Source organism: Pseudomonas sp. RIT409 (assembly GCF_003052515.2).
Lineage (GTDB): Bacteria > Pseudomonadota > Gammaproteobacteria > Pseudomonadales > Pseudomonadaceae > Aquipseudomonas.
This window is the reverse complement of sequence record NZ_QARE02000001.1, coordinates 74,510-91,824: the sequence shown is the minus strand read 5'-3', so window position 1 is coordinate 91,824 and position 17,315 is coordinate 74,510. Positions and strand designations below refer to the sequence as shown.

10 protein-coding genes are annotated in these 17,315 nt (G+C 59.7%); 9 read left to right on the top strand and 1 reads right to left on the bottom strand.

All coding sequences use genetic code 11. From position 1 onward, the window contains the following. The first annotated feature begins 334 nt into the window (after window positions 1–334). The 5 genes from DBP26_RS00305 (at window position 335) to DBP26_RS00285 (ending at window position 7,010) form a co-directional block, all read left to right on the top strand. A complete protein-coding gene (locus tag DBP26_RS00305) occupies window positions 335–4,132 on the top strand; it encodes a bifunctional nitrate reductase/sulfite reductase flavoprotein subunit alpha (RefSeq protein ID WP_108235622.1) in 3,798 nt (1,265 codons plus the stop codon). Between the two features lie 277 nt (window positions 4,133–4,409). Next, window positions 4,410–5,198, top strand: coding sequence for an FKBP-type peptidyl-prolyl cis-trans isomerase (locus tag DBP26_RS00300; protein ID WP_108235621.1), 789 nt, complete (start codon window positions 4,410–4,412; stop codon window positions 5,196–5,198). 423 nt (window positions 5,199–5,621) lie between these two features. Next, window positions 5,622–6,071: a YkvA family protein gene (locus DBP26_RS00295; RefSeq protein ID WP_108235620.1), complete on the top strand. Its 450-nt coding sequence runs from the start codon at window positions 5,622–5,624 to the stop codon at window positions 6,069–6,071. 223 nt (window positions 6,072–6,294) lie between these two features. Next, window positions 6,295–6,639, top strand: coding sequence for a helix-turn-helix transcriptional regulator (locus DBP26_RS00290; RefSeq protein WP_108235619.1), 345 nt, complete (start codon window positions 6,295–6,297; stop codon window positions 6,637–6,639). Beyond that, a complete protein-coding gene (locus DBP26_RS00285) occupies window positions 6,636–7,010 on the top strand; it encodes a hypothetical protein (protein WP_108235618.1) in 375 nt (124 codons plus the stop codon). The genes DBP26_RS00290 and DBP26_RS00285 overlap by 4 nt, the downstream gene beginning before the upstream one ends. Window positions 7,011–7,198: 188 nt before the next feature. Here the strand turns inward: DBP26_RS00285 and DBP26_RS00280 are convergent, their stop codons facing one another. Then, window positions 7,199–9,280, bottom strand: a complete 2,082-nt coding sequence (locus DBP26_RS00280; protein WP_177410974.1) for a carboxy terminal-processing peptidase — start codon at window positions 9,278–9,280, stop codon at window positions 7,199–7,201. Between the two features lie 272 nt (window positions 9,281–9,552). Here DBP26_RS00280 and DBP26_RS00275 point away from each other — a divergent pair, with 272 nt between their 5' ends. The 4 genes from DBP26_RS00275 (at window position 9,553) to DBP26_RS00260 (ending at window position 17,302) form a co-directional block, all read left to right on the top strand. Continuing rightward, window positions 9,553–10,515: an NAD(P)H-quinone oxidoreductase gene (locus DBP26_RS00275; RefSeq protein WP_108235616.1), complete on the top strand. Its 963-nt coding sequence runs from the start codon at window positions 9,553–9,555 to the stop codon at window positions 10,513–10,515. A 234-nt stretch (window positions 10,516–10,749) separates the two neighbouring features. Beyond that, window positions 10,750–12,024: a hypothetical protein gene (locus DBP26_RS00270; protein WP_146749628.1), complete on the top strand. Its 1,275-nt coding sequence runs from the start codon at window positions 10,750–10,752 to the stop codon at window positions 12,022–12,024. A 66-nt stretch (window positions 12,025–12,090) separates the two neighbouring features. Then, entirely contained in the window at window positions 12,091–14,082 is a 1,992-nt protein-coding gene (locus DBP26_RS00265; RefSeq protein WP_108235614.1) for a hypothetical protein, read from the top strand. Window positions 14,083–14,368: 286 nt separating this feature from the next. After that, the gene (locus DBP26_RS00260; RefSeq protein WP_256600442.1) at window positions 14,369–17,302 is read left to right on the top strand and encodes an autotransporter outer membrane beta-barrel domain-containing protein; all 2,934 of its coding nucleotides are present in this window, start codon (window positions 14,369–14,371) and stop codon (window positions 17,300–17,302) included. The last annotated feature ends 13 nt before the right edge of the window (window positions 17,303–17,315 follow it).

Genomic DNA, 17,315 nt, shown 5'->3' with positions numbered 1-17,315 from the left:
AGGAAACGCGGGCGATCACCACGAACAAACCGCCGCGACTTGCTTGCGATCAAGCGGGCAGAACCCAGAACACGCCGATCACATTTGGCACGGAAAAGGTGCATGTGCGTTCGTATTGCCCCAGCCTGAAGCCGTCGTGCAGGGGGTGTGCGTTCACTCTTTATAGAGCCAAGCCTCATCGTTTCGGCACCTGGCCATGACTGGCCTGGCGTTTGCAGATGCCCGGACACAGGCAATCAACGCCGATTGCCCACTTCACGACAAAGGCGCCGTGTACTCCCCGTCATCTGAGGGTGGAGAACAAGGCGTCTTTTTCGTTTCTGGAAGGTGGGATATGGCGAGCAACAGCGTACGAAGTGTGTGTCCTTATTGTGGTGTCGGTTGCGGCATCGTCATGGAGGTCGAGGACAATCGCGTGGTCAAGGTCCGCGGTGACAAGGCCCATCCCGCCAATCTCGGCCGTCTGTGTACCAAGGGCACCACGTGCGGTCAGGCGATTGCCGCGCCAGGGCGCATGGCGTCGGCCTACATACGCCGTCACCCGGATCAGGACCCAATACCTGCCGCCATCGACAGTGCAATCCGTGAGACGGCGCGTCGGCTGAGGTCGATCCTCGACCGGGACGGCCCCGACGCACTGGCCTTTTATGTCTCGGGACAACTGTCTCTTGAGGCCCAGTATCTGGCTAACAAGTTGGCCAAAGGCTTCGTACGGACGAATCACATCGAATCGAACTCGCGGCTGTGCATGGCCAGTGCGAGCAGCGGCTACAAGCTGTCGCTTGGCTCGGACGGGCCGCCCGGCGCCTACGATGATTTCGATAAAGCGACGCTGTTTTTCGTCATCGGCGCGAACATGGCGGACTGTCACCCGATCCTGTTTCTGCGCATGATGGATCGGGTCAAGGCCGGGGCCAGGCTGATCGTCGTCGACCCGCGGCGCACGGCCACGGCAGACAAGGCCGACCTGTTCCTGCAGATCAACCCCGGCACCGATCTGGCGCTGCTCAACGGTTTGCTGCATTTGCTGCTGCAAAACGGTGACATCGATACCGCTTTCATTGCCGCCTATACCGAAGGCTGGGAAGCCATGCCGGGATTTCTCGCCGACTACACGCCGTCCCGGGTCGCGCAACTGACCGGCCTGGAGGAAAGCGCCATTCGGCGAGCCGCGCAGATGATCGGCCAGGCGCCCGAATGGATGAGCTGCTGGACCATGGGCTTGAACCAAAGCACCCATGGCACCTGGAATACCAACGCGCTGTGCAACCTGCATTTGGCCACGGGGGCGATTTGTCGTCCTGGCAGCGGTCCGTTTTCCTTGACCGGCCAGCCCAATGCGATGGGCGGCCGCGAAATGGGCTATATGGGGCCGGGACTTCCCGGGCAGCGTTCGGTACTCGTCGAAGAAGATCGCCGGTTCGTGGAACAGCTGTGGGCGATTCCCCAGGGCAGTCTGGCTCAGAAGGTGGGAGGGGGCACCATTGATCTGTTCGAGCAAATGCGTGACGGCCGGATCAAGGCCTGCTGGATCATCTGCACCAACCCGGTGGCCAGCGTCGCCAACCGCGGGACCGTCATCGAGGCCCTGCAGGCGGCTGAGTTGGTCATCGTTCAAGATGCCTATCTCGACACCGAGACCAACCGCTACGCCGACATCTTGTTGCCCGGGGCGCTCTGGGCCGAAGCGGAAGGGGTGATGATCAATTCCGAGCGCAACCTCTGCCTGACGCAAAAGGCGGTTCAGGCACCTGGCGAGGCCATGGCCGACTGGCAGATCATCGCGCGGGTGGCCTGCGAAATGGGCTTTGCCGAGGCGTTCAGCTATGCCTCTGCTGAAGCGGTATTCGAGGAGATCAAACAGGCGTGGAACCCCAAGACCGGTTACGACATTCGCGGTGCCTCATATTCGCGTTTGCGTGATCAACCTTTGCAATGGCCGATTGCGCCCGACGGCGAGGGCTCGCGAAATCCAGTGCGCTACCTCAATACCGGCGTCAGCCAAACGCTGAAGCTTGACGATCAGGGCCGTCGTCCGGCCATCGTGTTCGCCACCCCGTCCGGCAAGGCGCAGTTCATGCCACGCCCGCACCTGTTGCCCGCCGAAATGCCCAGCGATGCGTTCCCGATGGTGCTCAATACCGGCCGCCTGCAGCATCAATGGCATACGCTGACCAAGACCGGCAAAGTTGCCACCCTGAACACGCTCAACCCAGGCCCCTTCATCGAAATTCATCCCGAGGACGCCGAAGTGTTGGGCATCGTCGACCAGGACGCCGTAGAAGTGCGGTCTGTCCGGGGCCATGCCGTGTTGCCTGCGCTGGTCACGGATCGCGTGCTTCCGGGCAATTGCTTCGCGCCGTTTCACTGGAACGATGTATATGGTGACAACCTGGCCATCAACGCCGTGACCAGCGACGCGGTCGATCCTCTCTCGCAGCAGCCGGAATTCAAGTGCTGTGCGGTGGCGTTGAAGAAAGTCGAACTGATCGGTCATCAATTTCTCGATCTGCCGCAGGCCAAGGGCGACGAGGAGCAGGCGATGGAAGGTGAGCCCCTGTTGACCGTGCTTTGGGCTTCGCAGACGGGCAACGCCGAGACGCTGGCCAAAGGCTTCGGCAGCCGTTTGCGCGCGGCGGGCGTGCCGGTGCGCGTGTCGTCGATGGACGGTTTCGCGGTCGATCGGCTGCATGCGGCCGGGCAGGTGGCGCTGATCAGCAGCACCTTCGGCGATGGCGAAGCGCCCGATAACGGTCGGCGTTTCTGGCAGGCGCTGAGCGCGCAGCAGGCGCGTTTCGAGTCGCTGCGCTACGCGGTACTGGCATTGGGTGATCCCAGTTATGAAAGCTTCTGCCAGCACGGCAGGCAATTGGATCAGCGTCTGTCGAGCCTCGGCGCATCGCCGTTGATGCCTCGTATGGAGTGTGATCCGGATTTCGAAGATCAGGCCCAGGCCTGGTTCAGGGCGCTCCAGCAGGCGCTGGCGCTGGACCTTCCCGAAATCGAGCCACAGGACGGCCCAGTGCCTGTGAGCCGGGCGCGACCTCATCCGGCGCGGCTGTCGATCAATCGCCGCCTGAACGGCGAGGGCGGGGCCAAGGACACTCGGCAATTCGCCTTGGCGCTGGGCGATTCACGCATGACTTACGAGGCGGGCGATGCGTTGGGCGTTTGGCCACGCAATTGTCCGGCGTTGGTGGAAGAGGTGCTGGCCTTGACGGGGCTGCCCGCCGAACAGGTGGTGAAGTTGCCGAAGGCGGGGGACGTTTCGCTGCGCACCGCGTTGTCGAGCCACTTGGAAATAGCCCGTCCGACCCCGGAAATGATGGGCTTCATTGCACAGCGCAGCGCCAGTCGGGAATTGCAGACGTTGCTCTCGGAACCCTTCAAGGGTGAGCTGAAAAGCTGGCTCTGGGGACGGCAACTGGCCGATGTGTTGCGCGAGTTCCCACTGCGCTGTGCTGCGCAGGAGCTGCTCAGCCATCTCACGTCGCTGCAGCCTCGTCTGTATTCGATTGCCTCCAGTGCTAAGGTTCATCCGGACGTTGTGCACCTGACGGTCGCGGCCGTGCGCTACGGCACGCGCAAGGGGGTCGCTTCGACGTTTCTGGCCGATCGCGCCGAGGATTGCGAGGTGCCGGTGTTTCTTCAACCGACCCGACATTTTCGCGTGCCCGTCGATGGCAACGTGCCGATGATCATGATCGGACCTGGCACAGGCGTGGCGCCGTTTCGCGCCTTCCTTCAGGAGCGTCAGGCCCGGGGCGACCGCGGGGCCAACTGGCTGTTCTTCGGCGAACAGCACGCGGCGACCGATTTCTACTACCGCCAGGAATGGGAGGCGATGCAAAAAAGCGGGTTACTGACCCGCCTCAGCCTTGCGTTTTCCCGGGATCAGGCTGAGAAAGTCTACGTCCAGCATCGGATTCGTCAGCAAGGCGCCGAGCTGTGGCGCTGGTTGCAGGAGGGGGCGCGGATTTATGTCTGTGGCGATGCCACACACATGGCCCGGGACGTCGATCGCGCGCTGCGGGATGTGATCGCGGAGCAAGGTGGGGTGAGTGCGGAGGGCGCGGATGAATACCTGCGCCTGCTGGCCGAGGGGCAACGCTACCTGCGGGATGTGTATTGAGATCAGGCATTGGGGCGCTCCGATACTGCGGGCCACGATGGCGGTCTCGTGGCTTTCCCGCGCCTCTTCTTGGTTCGACAACGGACGAGCAAAGTGTGCGCCGCCTTGGGCGGCTGAACCTCGACTGAACAGTTTTCTCGATCTGAGAAGAAAACCTTTGGCCACCTGAACTTATCTGCCTTTTCTCCCTCTCATGCCGGTAGCCATTGATCGCGGCAGCCTGATAAGCTCGCGGCTTTACTCGTTTGCCCTTTCGGCGCATGAACAAGGAAACAGGATGAAACAGCATCGGTTGGCAGCGGCGATTGCCCTGGTCGGTCTGGTACTCGCGGGCTGCGACAAGCAAGCCAGCACCGTTGAACTGAAAACCCCCGCACAGAAAGCCTCTTACGGTATCGGCCTGAACATGGGCAAAAGCCTGGCTCAGGAAGGGATGGACGATCTGGATTCCAAAGCCGTAGCGCTGGGTATCGAAGACGCCGTCGGCAAGAAAGAACAGAAGCTCAAAGACGAAGAGCTGGTAGCAGCCTTCGGCGAACTGCAGAAACGCGCAGAAGAGCGCATGGCCAAAATGGCCGAAGAGTCGGCTGCGGCTGGCAAGAAATTCCTCGAAGAGAACGGCAAGCGCAAGGAAGTCACCACTACCGCTTCCGGTCTGCAGTACGAAATCATCAAGAAGGCCGACGGTCCTGTACCGAAGCCGACCGATGTCGTGACCGTTCACTACGAAGGCAAACTGACTGACGGCAAGGTATTCGACAGTTCCGTCGAGCGTGGCAGCCCGATTGATTTGCCTGTCAGTGGCGTGATTCCAGGTTGGGTCGAAGGCCTGCAATTGATGCACGTCGGTGAGAAGATCAAGCTCTACATCCCTGCGGATCTGGCTTATGGCGCGCAAAGCCCTAGCCCGATGATTCCGGCGAACTCGGTGCTGGTTTTCGATCTGGAACTGCTGGGCATCAAGGATCCGGCTGCTGCGGGTAACGGCCCGGCCGCCGCCGGCGCCGATGAGGAAGAAGAAGCCGCTCCGGCTGCTGAACCCGCCAAGCCTGCTGCTAAAAAGTAAGCGACACGTCGTTTACTGCGATGATCGAATGCCCCGTCTTGACGGGGCATTTTTCGTTGAGGCGGAAAAAAGATCGAACCGGGCAGGGATACCGGCAGTCCCAATAACGGTGTGAAGCGGACCCAATGCCGGGATTTATTGACCGGTTCGGCAGGTTTGCGCCTCTGCCGAAGGCGTGACGCACGCTCGGCTCTGCGCTGGAGAACGCGGGTGGATGTGAGTAAAAAACACGCGATCTAGGCTAGGCCCCTTTAAAGCGGGCATTTCAGCGTGGAAAAACGAGGCTGTTCACAAGGTTATCCACAATTTGTGTGGATAACCTACGCGTGCCCGGCCCGTGACTGATGAACCACACGGGCTGGCTGGAATGGTAGACGGGCCTGCCGATTTTTATCGGCTTTTGGCCCTCTTGCTGGAGTCGATATGAGAGCACCCTGGAACTTTCTTCGTTATTTGCCCATGGCCAAACGGCTGATGGCGGCAGGGCGTTTACCTGCTCTGCTGTTCGCTGTGGCGGGTAAGGCGGCCAAAGACGGCAATCGCCTGGGGAAGCTCAAGGACGATCTCAAGCTGCTTCAGGCGCTTTGTCTGGCGTACTGGCGGGGTGAATACAGTGCCATCAGTGGCAAGGCCATCCTGGCGGTCGTGGCGGGGCTCATGTACTTCCTGAGTCCGCTGGATGCGATACCTGACTGGATTCCGGGGCTGGGCATGCTCGATGACATTGCCGTGTTGGCCTGGGTCATGAAACACCTCGACGCCGAACTCAGCGCCTTCCGCGTCTGGCGCGAGCGGCAGAATCCGCAAAAGCTTGCGGTCGTCGAGCGCCTGCCTGCGACGCCTCAATTGCTGGAGCAGGAAAAGAAGGATTGATCACGCATCGACTCGCCGACCTGGCAATGGGGCGGGTCAGGTCGGCTGCTCGCTTTCTATTCGCCTATTCCGCGCTCGGTGTAATCGCAAGCCCTTTCAAAACCTCGCTGTTGAGAAAACTCTGTCGATAGTTCGCACGTCCTCCCCCGTCATCCGCTGTTAAGATGCCGCATTACAAAGAAAAAGCTTACAAAAATCAGCTTTTCGTCCTACAGGGGGTGGTATGGATCTTCAGGTTATTTCTCGCGATGGAGAGCCAGAATATGCGGTACTGCCGTGGGCGCAGTATCAGGCCCTGTTGCAGGCCGCCGGTGTGAACCGTCCGCAATCCGCCGTCGGCGGGGCTGACGTCGAACCCCAGAGCCCACGTTCCGATCGGCCAGCGCTCGATCAACTGGGCGCGTTGCGTCGCGCCGGAGGGCTTGAGTTGGCTCAACTGGCGCGGTCTGTCGGCATCAGTCCGTCGTACCTGGAATTGATCGAAAATGGCAGCCGCCAACCCGATGCCGCCATCCTGCGGAGTCTTGCATGGGAGCTGGGTGTGCCGGGTTGGCGGGGTGAGGCATGAGCGTGCGAATCAGCCGTCAACACTGGGAAGCGCTGTTAGCCGAGCTCGAGGTAGCGCGCCGTCAACGCCACTTGGTGACCTACCGCGCGTTGCTCGAACGTGTGCAGTTGCCCGCTCCGGCCATGCAGACGCTGGCTGCCGCGCTCGAACACCTGGCGGCCATCGACACCCGCGCCGATCAGCCCTTACGCAGTGCCTTGGTCATCAGCCAGGGCGCCAGCCGCTTGCCGCGCACCGGTTTCTTCGAATGCGCTGAGCGGCTTGGACGGTTCACCGGGCCATCGGATGGGGTGGCCGCGGCGTCGTGGCATGCGGCAGAGGTGGTCCGGGTATTCGAATTCGATTACCCAGCAGAGGCGAAGCCGGAATAGGGGCTTCTTAGTGCCTTCTCGGAGAGGGGGTGTTCAGTTGGGAAGGCATGAGCGCGGTCGCCGCTCAACGATCGGCTCAGGATCATGAGGGCTGATCCATCACGCCAATCCAGGGAAGGAAAAGCATCGCGGCCGGGTGGAGCTCCACCCGACCGCGTTTCAACGATGTCACGACCTGGGTCGGTGACTCACTTCTTCGCGACAGAACCGCTCAGACTCAGATAATCCAGCAGGATTCGTCCGGTCTCGGCCAGGTACGCGTCGTCTTCCGGTTTGGTTTTGTCATCGTCCACCGGCAGCGCATCCTCGTCTTCTTTCTTGAGCTCCTTGAGCGGCTCCTCGCCTTTGGCTTTACGACGGGTGTTCTCCATCACCAGCTGTTTGTTCTCCACATCCGTATGTTCGGTGCGGCGCTCCGCTTCGTTAAGGCTGACGGTCTTCTCGCTCATCAGTTTCTTGGCCAGCGCCAGCTTCTGCTCGACGAATACGAATTCGGCGTCCTTGGCAGAGCGCACATCATGACGCGCCTGCAATTGCGCCAGGAACGGCTTGAACGGATCCGAGGCCGGTTTGATCGCCGGTTTGATGGTGTCGTAGGTCATCGCTTCGGGCAGGGCGCTTTCGCCGATTTCCTTGGTGTCGATGATCGACGGGTAAGCGATATCCGGCAGCACGCCCTGATGCTGAGTGCTCTGACCGGAAACCCGGTAGAACTTGGCCAAGGTCAGTTTCAGCTCGCCGTGGTTCAACGGCTGGATGGTCTGCACGGTGCCTTTGCCGAAGGTCTGGCTGCCGATGATCAGTGCACGGTGGTAGTCCTGCATGGCACCGGCGAAAATCTCGGACGCCGACGCAGACAGGCGGTTGACCAGCAAAGCCATCGGGCCTTTGTAGAACGCGCCGCTGTTTTCATCTTCCAGCACGTCAACCTTGCCGTCGGCGTTGCGCACCAGCACGGTCGGGCCCTTGTCGATGAACAGGCTGGTCAGTTCGGTGGCCTCTTGCAAGGAACCACCGCCGTTGTTACGCAGGTCGATGACCACGCCGTCGACTTTCTCGGATTGCAGCTCGGTCAGCAGTTTCTTCACGTCACGGGTGGTGCTCTTGTACTCCGGATCGCCGGCCCGATAGGCCTTGAAGTCCAGGTAGAAGGCGGGGATTTCGATCACGCCCAGCTTGTAATCCTTGCCGTCCTGGTTCAGGTGCAGGATCGATTTCTTCGCCGCTTGCTCTTCGAGCTTCACGGCTTCGCGGGTGATCGACACGATCTTGGTGGTCTGGTCGTTGGGCGCATTGCTCGCCGGGATGATCTCCAGGCGCACCACCGAGCCTTTCGGCCCGCGGATCAGCTTGACCACTTCGTCCAGACGCCAGCCGATCACGTCGACCATTTCCTTGTCGCCCTGGGCCACGCCAATGATTTTGTCGGACGTGGCGACCTGTTTGGTCTTGGCCGCCGGACCTGCCGGAACCAGGCGCACGATCTTGACGTTGTCGTTATCGCTTTGCAGCACCGCACCGATGCCTTCCAGCGACAGGCTCATGTTGATGTCGAAGTTTTCCGCGCTGTCAGGCGACAGGTAGTTGGTGTGCGGATCGTAGGACATCGCGAAGGTGTTCAGGTACGCCTGGAAGATGTCTTCGCTGCGGGTCTGGCCCAGACGCGCCAGTTGATTCTTGTAGCGCTTGGTGAGTGTTTCCTGAATCTTCGCCGGGTCTTTGCCTGCGATCTTCAGGCGCAGGACTTCATCCTTGACGCGTTTGCGCCACAGGTCGTCCAGCTCGGCTTCGTTCTTCGGCCACGGCGCATCTTTGCGGTCGACCAGCAAGGTCTCGTTGGTGTTCAGGTCGATCTTGTCGACACCCTTGTTCAACTGGGCGATGGCAAAATCCAGACGTGCCTTGATGCGATCCAGGTAGCGCTTGTAGATAGTGAAGCCCGGGTTCAGATCGCCGCTCTTGAGGAAGTCGTCGAACTGAAAGCGCCATTTGTCGAATTCGGCAATGTCGCTGGCCATGAAATAGCTGCGCGACGGGTCGAGCAATTTCAGGTAGCTCTGGTAGATGATTTCCGAGCGTTTGTCGTCCAACGGCGGCTTGCTGTAATGGTGGCGCTTGAGCAGCTCCACGACATTGAGGCTGGCGATGACCTCATCGCGGTCGGGTTGGAGATTGTCCCAGCTGTTGGCAGCGAACGAAGGAGCGGACACCGGCAATGCCGCCAGGCCGAGAAGTAATGCAAGGGTGGTGCTAGGCAACAGGTGCTTCATGCTGATTCGACGCGGGGACAATTGATAACGCATAGTAGGCCGTCTTTGAGGTCGCCGGTTCCCTTGAGATTCCATGAAAACTTCGTTGCTGGGCAATGTCGCGTTAAAAACAGTGGGGATGCTGGTGAGCGTTCCCGTCTGCTTTTGCCTTGTCTTGCCTTCGCTCGCTACGTTTTCACGCAATCTGAGTCGAAAACCGGTCGCATAATGCAAAAAAGCCCGAACGCCGCGAGGTGCGTCGAGCTCAGTCCGAGAGTCACTATGGAGGCAGCGTGAAAGCATTGCAAGGCGTTGAAGGGCATGTGGAATGGGTTGAACAGCCAGCACCGGCGCTCGATGTGGGGCAAGTGCGCATCAAGGTGGCAGCGGCGGGGCTCAATCGGGCCGATCTGTTGCAGCGCGCCGGTCTGTATCCACCGCCGCCCGGCGTCACCGAAATCCTTGGGATGGAGTGTTCCGGTGTGATCGCGCAGGTGGGGTCCGGCACGGCCTGGCAGCCTGGAGACCGCGTGTGTGCGCTGGTGGCGGGCGGCGCGATGGCTGAGGAAGTGGTGGTCGACGCACGGCATGTTTTACCGGTTCCGGAGGGGATGTCGTTGCATGAAGCGGCGGGCATCCCGGAAGTCTACGCGACGGCCTGGCTGAATCTGTTCCAGTTGGCGGGTCTCAAGCCCGGCGAAAAAGTGTTGCTCCACGCCGGAGCAAGTGGCGTTGGTTCAGCTGCCATTCAGCTGTGCAAGGCCTTTGGCAACCCTTGCTGGGTCAGCGTGGGCTCGGCGGACCGTCTGAAGTATTGCGAAGACCTTGGTGCCCAAGGCGGTGTGATTCGCAACGAAAGCCTCGATGGCTTGAGCGACTTTGGGCCCTTTAACGTCGTCCTCGACCCGGTGGGCGCCAATTACGCCGCGCTCAACCTCAAAGTGCTGAGTACCGATGGCCGCCTGGTGTTGATTGGCCTGATGGGCGGGCGCCAGGCTGAACTGGACCTGGCGCTGGTCCTCGGTAAGCGCATTCACATCCTCGGCTCGACTCTGCGCAGCCGCGACGACCAGTTCAAGGCCGATTTACTGGCCGATTTGGGTCAGCACGTCTGGCCACTGTTCACCGAAGGCCGCCTGAAGCCGCAATTGGCGCGCAGTTTTCCGATTGCCGAAGCTGAAGAGGCGTTTGCGGAGCTGGCGACTAATCAGGTGTCGGGGAAGGTGATTTTGGTGATTGACGCGAGTTTGGTCTGACACCCTTGAAGATTGCGTTCAGCATTGCCTGATCAGGCGGCCGATCCCGACCAGTGGTCGCAAAACCTGTCATTTATGACAGTAGGCAAACCCGCCTGAACGGTGCTCAATCAACACCTGTTGCGCTGGCCGCGTCGACTTCAATCGGGCGGCAGCACGTCTTCACAGGGGAGTGAGTGCCAGATGGTCAGGGACTGGATAGGGCAGATCTGGAGAAGGCTGATGGGGCGGTCGGTGCTTGCCAATCTGGTGGCACCGCAGATTCCCTCCATCATCGATCCCAATGACCCTGATGGCGTGGTTGCAACCGGAACGCATCTGAACGATCTTGAGGTTCGGGTTCCGCTCTGGCCAGTGCCGGCTGGGCCTGGAGACAGCGACCTGCTGGAGCTTTTCTGGAGCGGTGCAGGCCTCGGCCAGCCTGTCGATGCAATATCCTTTCCTGGGCCGGTAGACGCCAGTCTGTTTCCCGTTTTAATGCGCATCGACAAGGCCCTTCTTCAACCCGACGGTCGATACCAAATCGACTACCGAGTGACGAGCGACACCGGTTCAGTCGCGGCCTCCGATGTTCGGATCGTGACCATCGACACTCGCCCCCCCAGCTATAACCAGCAGTTACTCGCCCTGTTATTGCCCACTGATCTTGTGGGAAGCATTACTGACACTTACTTGGCCAGTCACAATGACCAAGTTGAGCTGCGCTTGCCGACTCCCGTGTACCTGGAAGCTGAAGACGGCGATGTGGTGGACCTCTACTGGTCACAGAACAATCCACCCACCTCCAGCGTGGTTGCCAGCAAGACAGTGACACAGGCAGATATCGATGCGGCCGATATCCGAATCGATCTGCCAGGCGACGTTATCCGAGCCCCGGGCAAGGACGGTCTCTATTACGCCACCTACAAAGTGCGCGATCGGGCGGGCAATGAGACCCAGACGTTTTCCAGGGAAACCGCCGTCGCGGTGATGCTCAAACCATTACCGGGCGGCGATCTGCCGGAGCCTGAGTTTCCGGATACCGGGCTCGACGGCTATATCAATTGCTCCCACGAGCCGTGGAAGGGGATTCGAGTCCGGATCCTGTTTGTCCGTAACCTGTTCGAATATCAGGATGAAATCACCCTGTTCTGGCAGGGGTATCGGACGTTGAACGGCAGGGATCCTATTGCTGGCACCGAGGGCACTTTCGTCCGCTCCATCAGTGCGCAGAACGTCGCCGACGGTTACCTGGACATTCTCGTCGAACCCTTCATTCCCCATATCGAGCCCATGATCGAGGGTTCGGCGCTGGCGGTGTATCGCTTGGTGAAGTTCAGCGGTCAGTCCGGTGGCTCTTACGAAGGGTTGGTGAAGATCAACCGCAAATGGCCCGACGGCGAAGTGTGTGGGCCAACACGTTTGATAGGGATAAGGGGAACGCCTTCTGGTCGCCGATGCGGCTTTTGTGGTCAATGTCGTCGTTTTCTCGCGGGCCTGTTTCGAGCGCAGGGACGTGGCGGTAGATAGCTGTAATACAGGGAAATGCATGACGCGCCGGGCTCGATGGCGCGTGTCACTTCAAGGAGAATTTACATGGGTAGCAAAGTAGCGGGTAAACCTGACTTCCTGGCGTGGGAGTTGGCGCGTCGGGTGAGTCAGGAGAAAAAGAACAGACGTGAGGCTGGTGTATTGACTCTGAATGCGCCCGTGTTGCCTGACTGGTGGGGCGGTGATCCCCAATTCGCCGGTCTGGTGCCTAGGCAAGATCAAGAGCAAGACATGCAGGTGTTGATCGCTCAGTGGCCAAACAGTGCAAACGCTGGCGAAACGGATGTGTTGACGTTTAAGTGGCGGCCGCAGGGAGCTACCAGTTGGGAGAATGCTCAGGCCCCCATTTCAGTGCCTGGGCCACTGGACCCAGGCGATTTTCCAATGGCATTGACCTTGAGCAAGAATGCTTTTCAGAAAGAAGGTGCGTTCGAACTTCAGTATGAAGTGGTGATCGATGTCGGGTCTTCGGACTCTTCATCGATTACAACGTTCATCATCGATAAAACCCCGCCCAACAATAACCAGTCACCGACAGCTTTGACCTTCAATGATCCGACGGTCATTTCAGACGGCATCACCAGTGACTATCTGGCGGCTAATGGCGGTGTTGCTGTCACGATTCCTCCGTACAACGACAAGAAGGTGGGCGACTCGCTGGAAATTTATGTGCACAACGAAAACACCGTCCCCACCGAGCCCGTGTACAGCGCCGATGTTGGTACGCCGCAGACGGTAAAAGTACCGACCACCGCTTTCGAGGGCTTGCGTGATGGCAAGATTTATCTGTACTACCGGCTGGTCGACAAAGTGGGTAACCGGGGGCCGATCTCTGATAACGCTGAGACGGGTCTGTTCATCCAGCCGCTCCCCGTTCCGCCTTTGGCTGCGCCCTTGGTACCCAGGATCGTGGACGACAAGGTCCTGAACCTGGACGATGTGCTGGAAGGAGAAGATCTGGTAAAGGTCGCGTTGTACGGAAACTGGCTGGAGCATGATCTGGTAGAGCTTACTTGGGGGACTGCCTCGGTGCATGCGGTCCATGAGGTGTTATCGGCTGAAAACCCCATGACGCTGATCGTTCCCTACCCAACGATACTCGCACCGGCCTACGGTGCGGCAAAGGGACCGCTGGCAACGGATATCAGCTATGTCGTCAGGCGCGGGAACAAGACGTTTCCATCGGCTAAGACGACCATCGATGTCGATTTCTTCGTGCCGGGTCCCGTCAATCCGGACAGGCCCCGCCCCGTGAACCCCAACCTGCCGAGGGTGACCGTCAGAGGAACAGGATCTACCCCGACAGATAACGTGCTCAATGACGATGATGCAGGCCTTCCGGTGGAGGTGACGGTCAATCTCTACAGTCCCATAGGCACGGGAGAGCGGATGATCCTGTACTGGTATTCACAGGAGAACCAAGTAGGTACATTTTCCCCTGTTGCGGGAACCCCAGGTAGCCCCTACACGTTCACGGTGCCGTGGGATGATATCAAGGATCTGCCCAGTGGTACCGAGGTCCCCGTACATTATACGGTGGGGTTGATCAGCGGGGCGGGGAACCTCGAGGCGTGCATCCCGACGTTGGTGGATGTCAGCGCGGCGCTGCCGATCAAGCTGGCAGAGCCGGAGTTCCCTGACGCGGGGCAAGCCTCTGATGGTTCACCTGCTCTGAATTGCGCTTCTTATATCGGGGCGGATCAGCATGTCGTCATCGACGTTCCGCCGAACCCACTTCTCAAGGGGGGAGAGGAGCTGACGTTTACCTGGCAGTGCTATACCGACAAAGTGGGCACCGTTCCGGCGGGAACGGCTCAAACATTTACTAAAGACGTCAGCGCAGCAGACGCCAGTAATGGCTTCAGCGTCCAGACGGGGAAATTCACGGACTATATTGTGCCCGTGGGCCGCAACGGGTCGGTCAGACTCACCTATGTATCGGATACCACGCCTGTGATGCAGGGATCGGCGTTCATACGTGCCGGCGCCCAAAATGCCGGAGGTGTGTGTCCACCCAACGCCCGGCGCAGGATCTGAGCGTCCGCCTGTCATTTTTTCCTAGTCCGTGTTCATGCAAACAAAGCCGCACCTGTGCGGCTTTGTTATTTGCGTCTATCGAAATGGATGCACTCATTAACGGGTACACGTTAGTTGATGAGGACGGGGATGAAAGGCACTAAAAAAGTTGACATAGGAAGCTACGCTCAAACAACTAGGAAATATCCTACATAGATAAGAAATCCGAGAATGTAGTCTGCGCGCCCTTGTCCTTCGGAGTCCTATGTAAGTTCCGCGGGATAGCGTTTATAACAAGGAGGTGGTCATGGCTAAGTCCCGTAGTAACTCTTGCTATTTCAAATACCCAGCCGTTTTTCCGTTGGTGTTCTGCGTCGTTTCAGGTGTTCAGGCCCGAACGCTGCTACCCGGTGAGTCGGTGGTCGTCGGTCCGACGGACCCCGTCGAAAGCTGGACCATGGCCCCGGACGCCACACTCACTGTCAGCGGCGGTCAGATCCTGAGTCTGACCGGCGGAGGCGTGGCCGGGACGGTAAACCTGCTTGCCAACAGCACGGCACAGACCATTGCGCTGGATGCCGGGTCGGTTGGCAACGTCAGTGATTCAAGCATCATTGCCAATAACGGCACCACTGCCCTGAGTGTCACTGATGCCTCGGCGACGCTGACCAATGCGACCGTTATCAATACCAACGGAATCGGTGTGGCCGGTAATCGAGGGGTCAATGGTTCGGGTTCCGCGTTCGTGTTCAATGGCGGATCGGTCAGTGGCACGACCGGGGGGCTTACCATGCTCACCGGCTCGCTGAACATGACCGGCACCACCGTCACCGGTACGGGGGCGACCAGTTATGGCATGCGCGGTATCGGTTCCGACATGAACCTGAGTGCCAGCCGCGTGACAGGGGGATTGAATGGCTTGTTGTACCGTGTCAACTCGTTGGACGCGAGGGTGGGTACGGTCAATCTCGACGGTACCCGCGTGGAGGGCATCAGCGGTGCCGCTATCCGGATTGATGGCCAACGAGCATCCAAGGCCGCCAGCTTCACCTTGACCAACGGCACGACCCTTATCGGGGGTAACGGCAATGCGTTAGAGGTGGATAACTCGGCGATTGCCAATGTCCTGCTGCAAAACAGCGATGTCACCGGCAACATCGGCATCACAAACAGCAGTGTCGCCAACCTGACGTTCGATCACGGCGGGTTGACTGGCGATGTCTCCGCAGACGCCACCAGCACCGGCGTGTTGGCGCTGAACAACGGCTCTGTGCTCACGGGCAACGTCTCGGGCATCGACACGGTCAGTCTCGATGCCAGCTCGCTGGTGGGCACCGTCACCGGCAGTGGCACAGGGGCGCTGACGCTGAACAACGGCTCTGTGCTCAGGGGCAATGTCTCGGGCATTGACACGGTCGGTCTCGATGCCAGCTCGCTGGTGGGCAACCTTACCGGCAGTGGCACAGGGGCGCTGACTTTGAGCAATGGCTCTTCGCTTGAGGGGGACGTCACGGGCACCGACACGGTGAGTCTCGATGCCAGTTCACTGACGGGCAACGTCACCGGCAGTGGGACAGGGGCGCTGACGGTGAACAACGGTTCTACGCTTGCGGGGGACGTCACGGGCATCGACACGATCAATCTCGATGCCAGTTCGCTGACGGGCAGCGTAACCGGCATCGACTCGGTCAATCTCAGTGCCAGTTCACTGAAGGGCAACGTCGCCGGCACTGGAACGGGGGCGCTGACCTTGAACAACGGCTCTACGCTTACGGGGGACGTCACGGGCATCGATTCGGTCAGTCTCAGTGCCAGTTCGATGACGGGCGATATCACCAGCGATGGCTCCGGCGTGGTGTCGCTGCAAAACGATTCGGTGTTCACCGGCAATCTCATTGGTGTCGATAAATTGACCGTCGGGGATCCTTCGGTCTGGAACATGACCGCCTCCACCGCACTCAACACTCTGGTGATGGACACCGGGGTCGTCAAATTCGGCGCGGAAAATGAATTCTTCCAGCTGGATGTGGGCAACCTGTCCGGCAGCGGCACCTTTGTCATGGATGTCGATTACGCCACTAACCAGCACGACACCCTCAATGTCACCGGTTCTGCAACGGGCAGCCATACCTTGTTGGTGGCCGGTTCGGGCGTCGATCCAGTCTCTCCCGAGGCGCTGACCATGGTCCGCACCGCCGGTGGCGATGCGACATTTGCGCTGGCCAATGGTCGTCCGGTTGACGTGGGCACCTATTCCTACGCTTTGAGTTCGGTGGCCAATGGCTCAGGCGGGACCGACTGGTTTCTGGACCCGAGCACGGCGACGGTCAGCCCTGGCACCGCTTCGGTACTCGCGCTGTTCAACACCGCGCCTACCGTGTGGTACGGCGAACTGACCTCGCTGCGCAGCCGCATGGGCGAGCTGCGTTTCAATGGCGGTAAGGCCGGCGGGTGGGTGCGGACCTACGGCAACAAATACAACGTCGATGAGGCGTCGGGGCTGGGTTACAAGCAGACTCAACAGGGGCTTTCGCTCGGCGCCGATGCGCCGCTTCCCTTCGGCGATGGTCAATGGTTGATCGGTGCACTTGCCGGTTACAGCGACTCCGACCTGAATCTGAGCCGCGGCACCTCAGGCACGGTCAAGAGCTACTACGTAGGCGCGTACACCACATGGCTCGATCAGGAAAGCGGCTACTACTTTGACGGTGTGCTCAAGTTCAACCGCTTTCGCAACGACTCGAAAGTCAGCATGAGCGATGGCACCCGCGCCAAGGGTGACTACGACAACGTCGGCATGGGCGGTTCGGTGGAGTTCGGGCGCCACATCAAATTGAACGATGGCTATTTCGTCGAGCCCTTTACCCAGTGGTCTGCGGTGGTCATTCAGGGCAAGGATTACGGCCTGGACAACGGCATGGAGGCCGAGGGTGATCGCACACGCTCGCTGCTGGGCAAGGTTGGCGTGACTGCCGGGCGGAATTTCGCGTTGCAGGACGGCAAGGTCTTGCAGCCTTATGTACGTGTTGCAGGCGTTCACGAGTTCGCGAAAAACAACGAGGTGCAGGTCAACAACAATGTCTTCAACAATGACCTATCCGGTTCTCGTGGCGAGCTGGGGGCCGGTATCGCCGTAGCGTTCAATGACCGGCTGCAGGTTCATGCCGATTTTGATTACGCCAGTGGCGAGCACATTGAACAGCCGTTCGGGGCGAATGTGGGGTTGCGGTTTAGCTGGTAAGCGAAACGCCGAC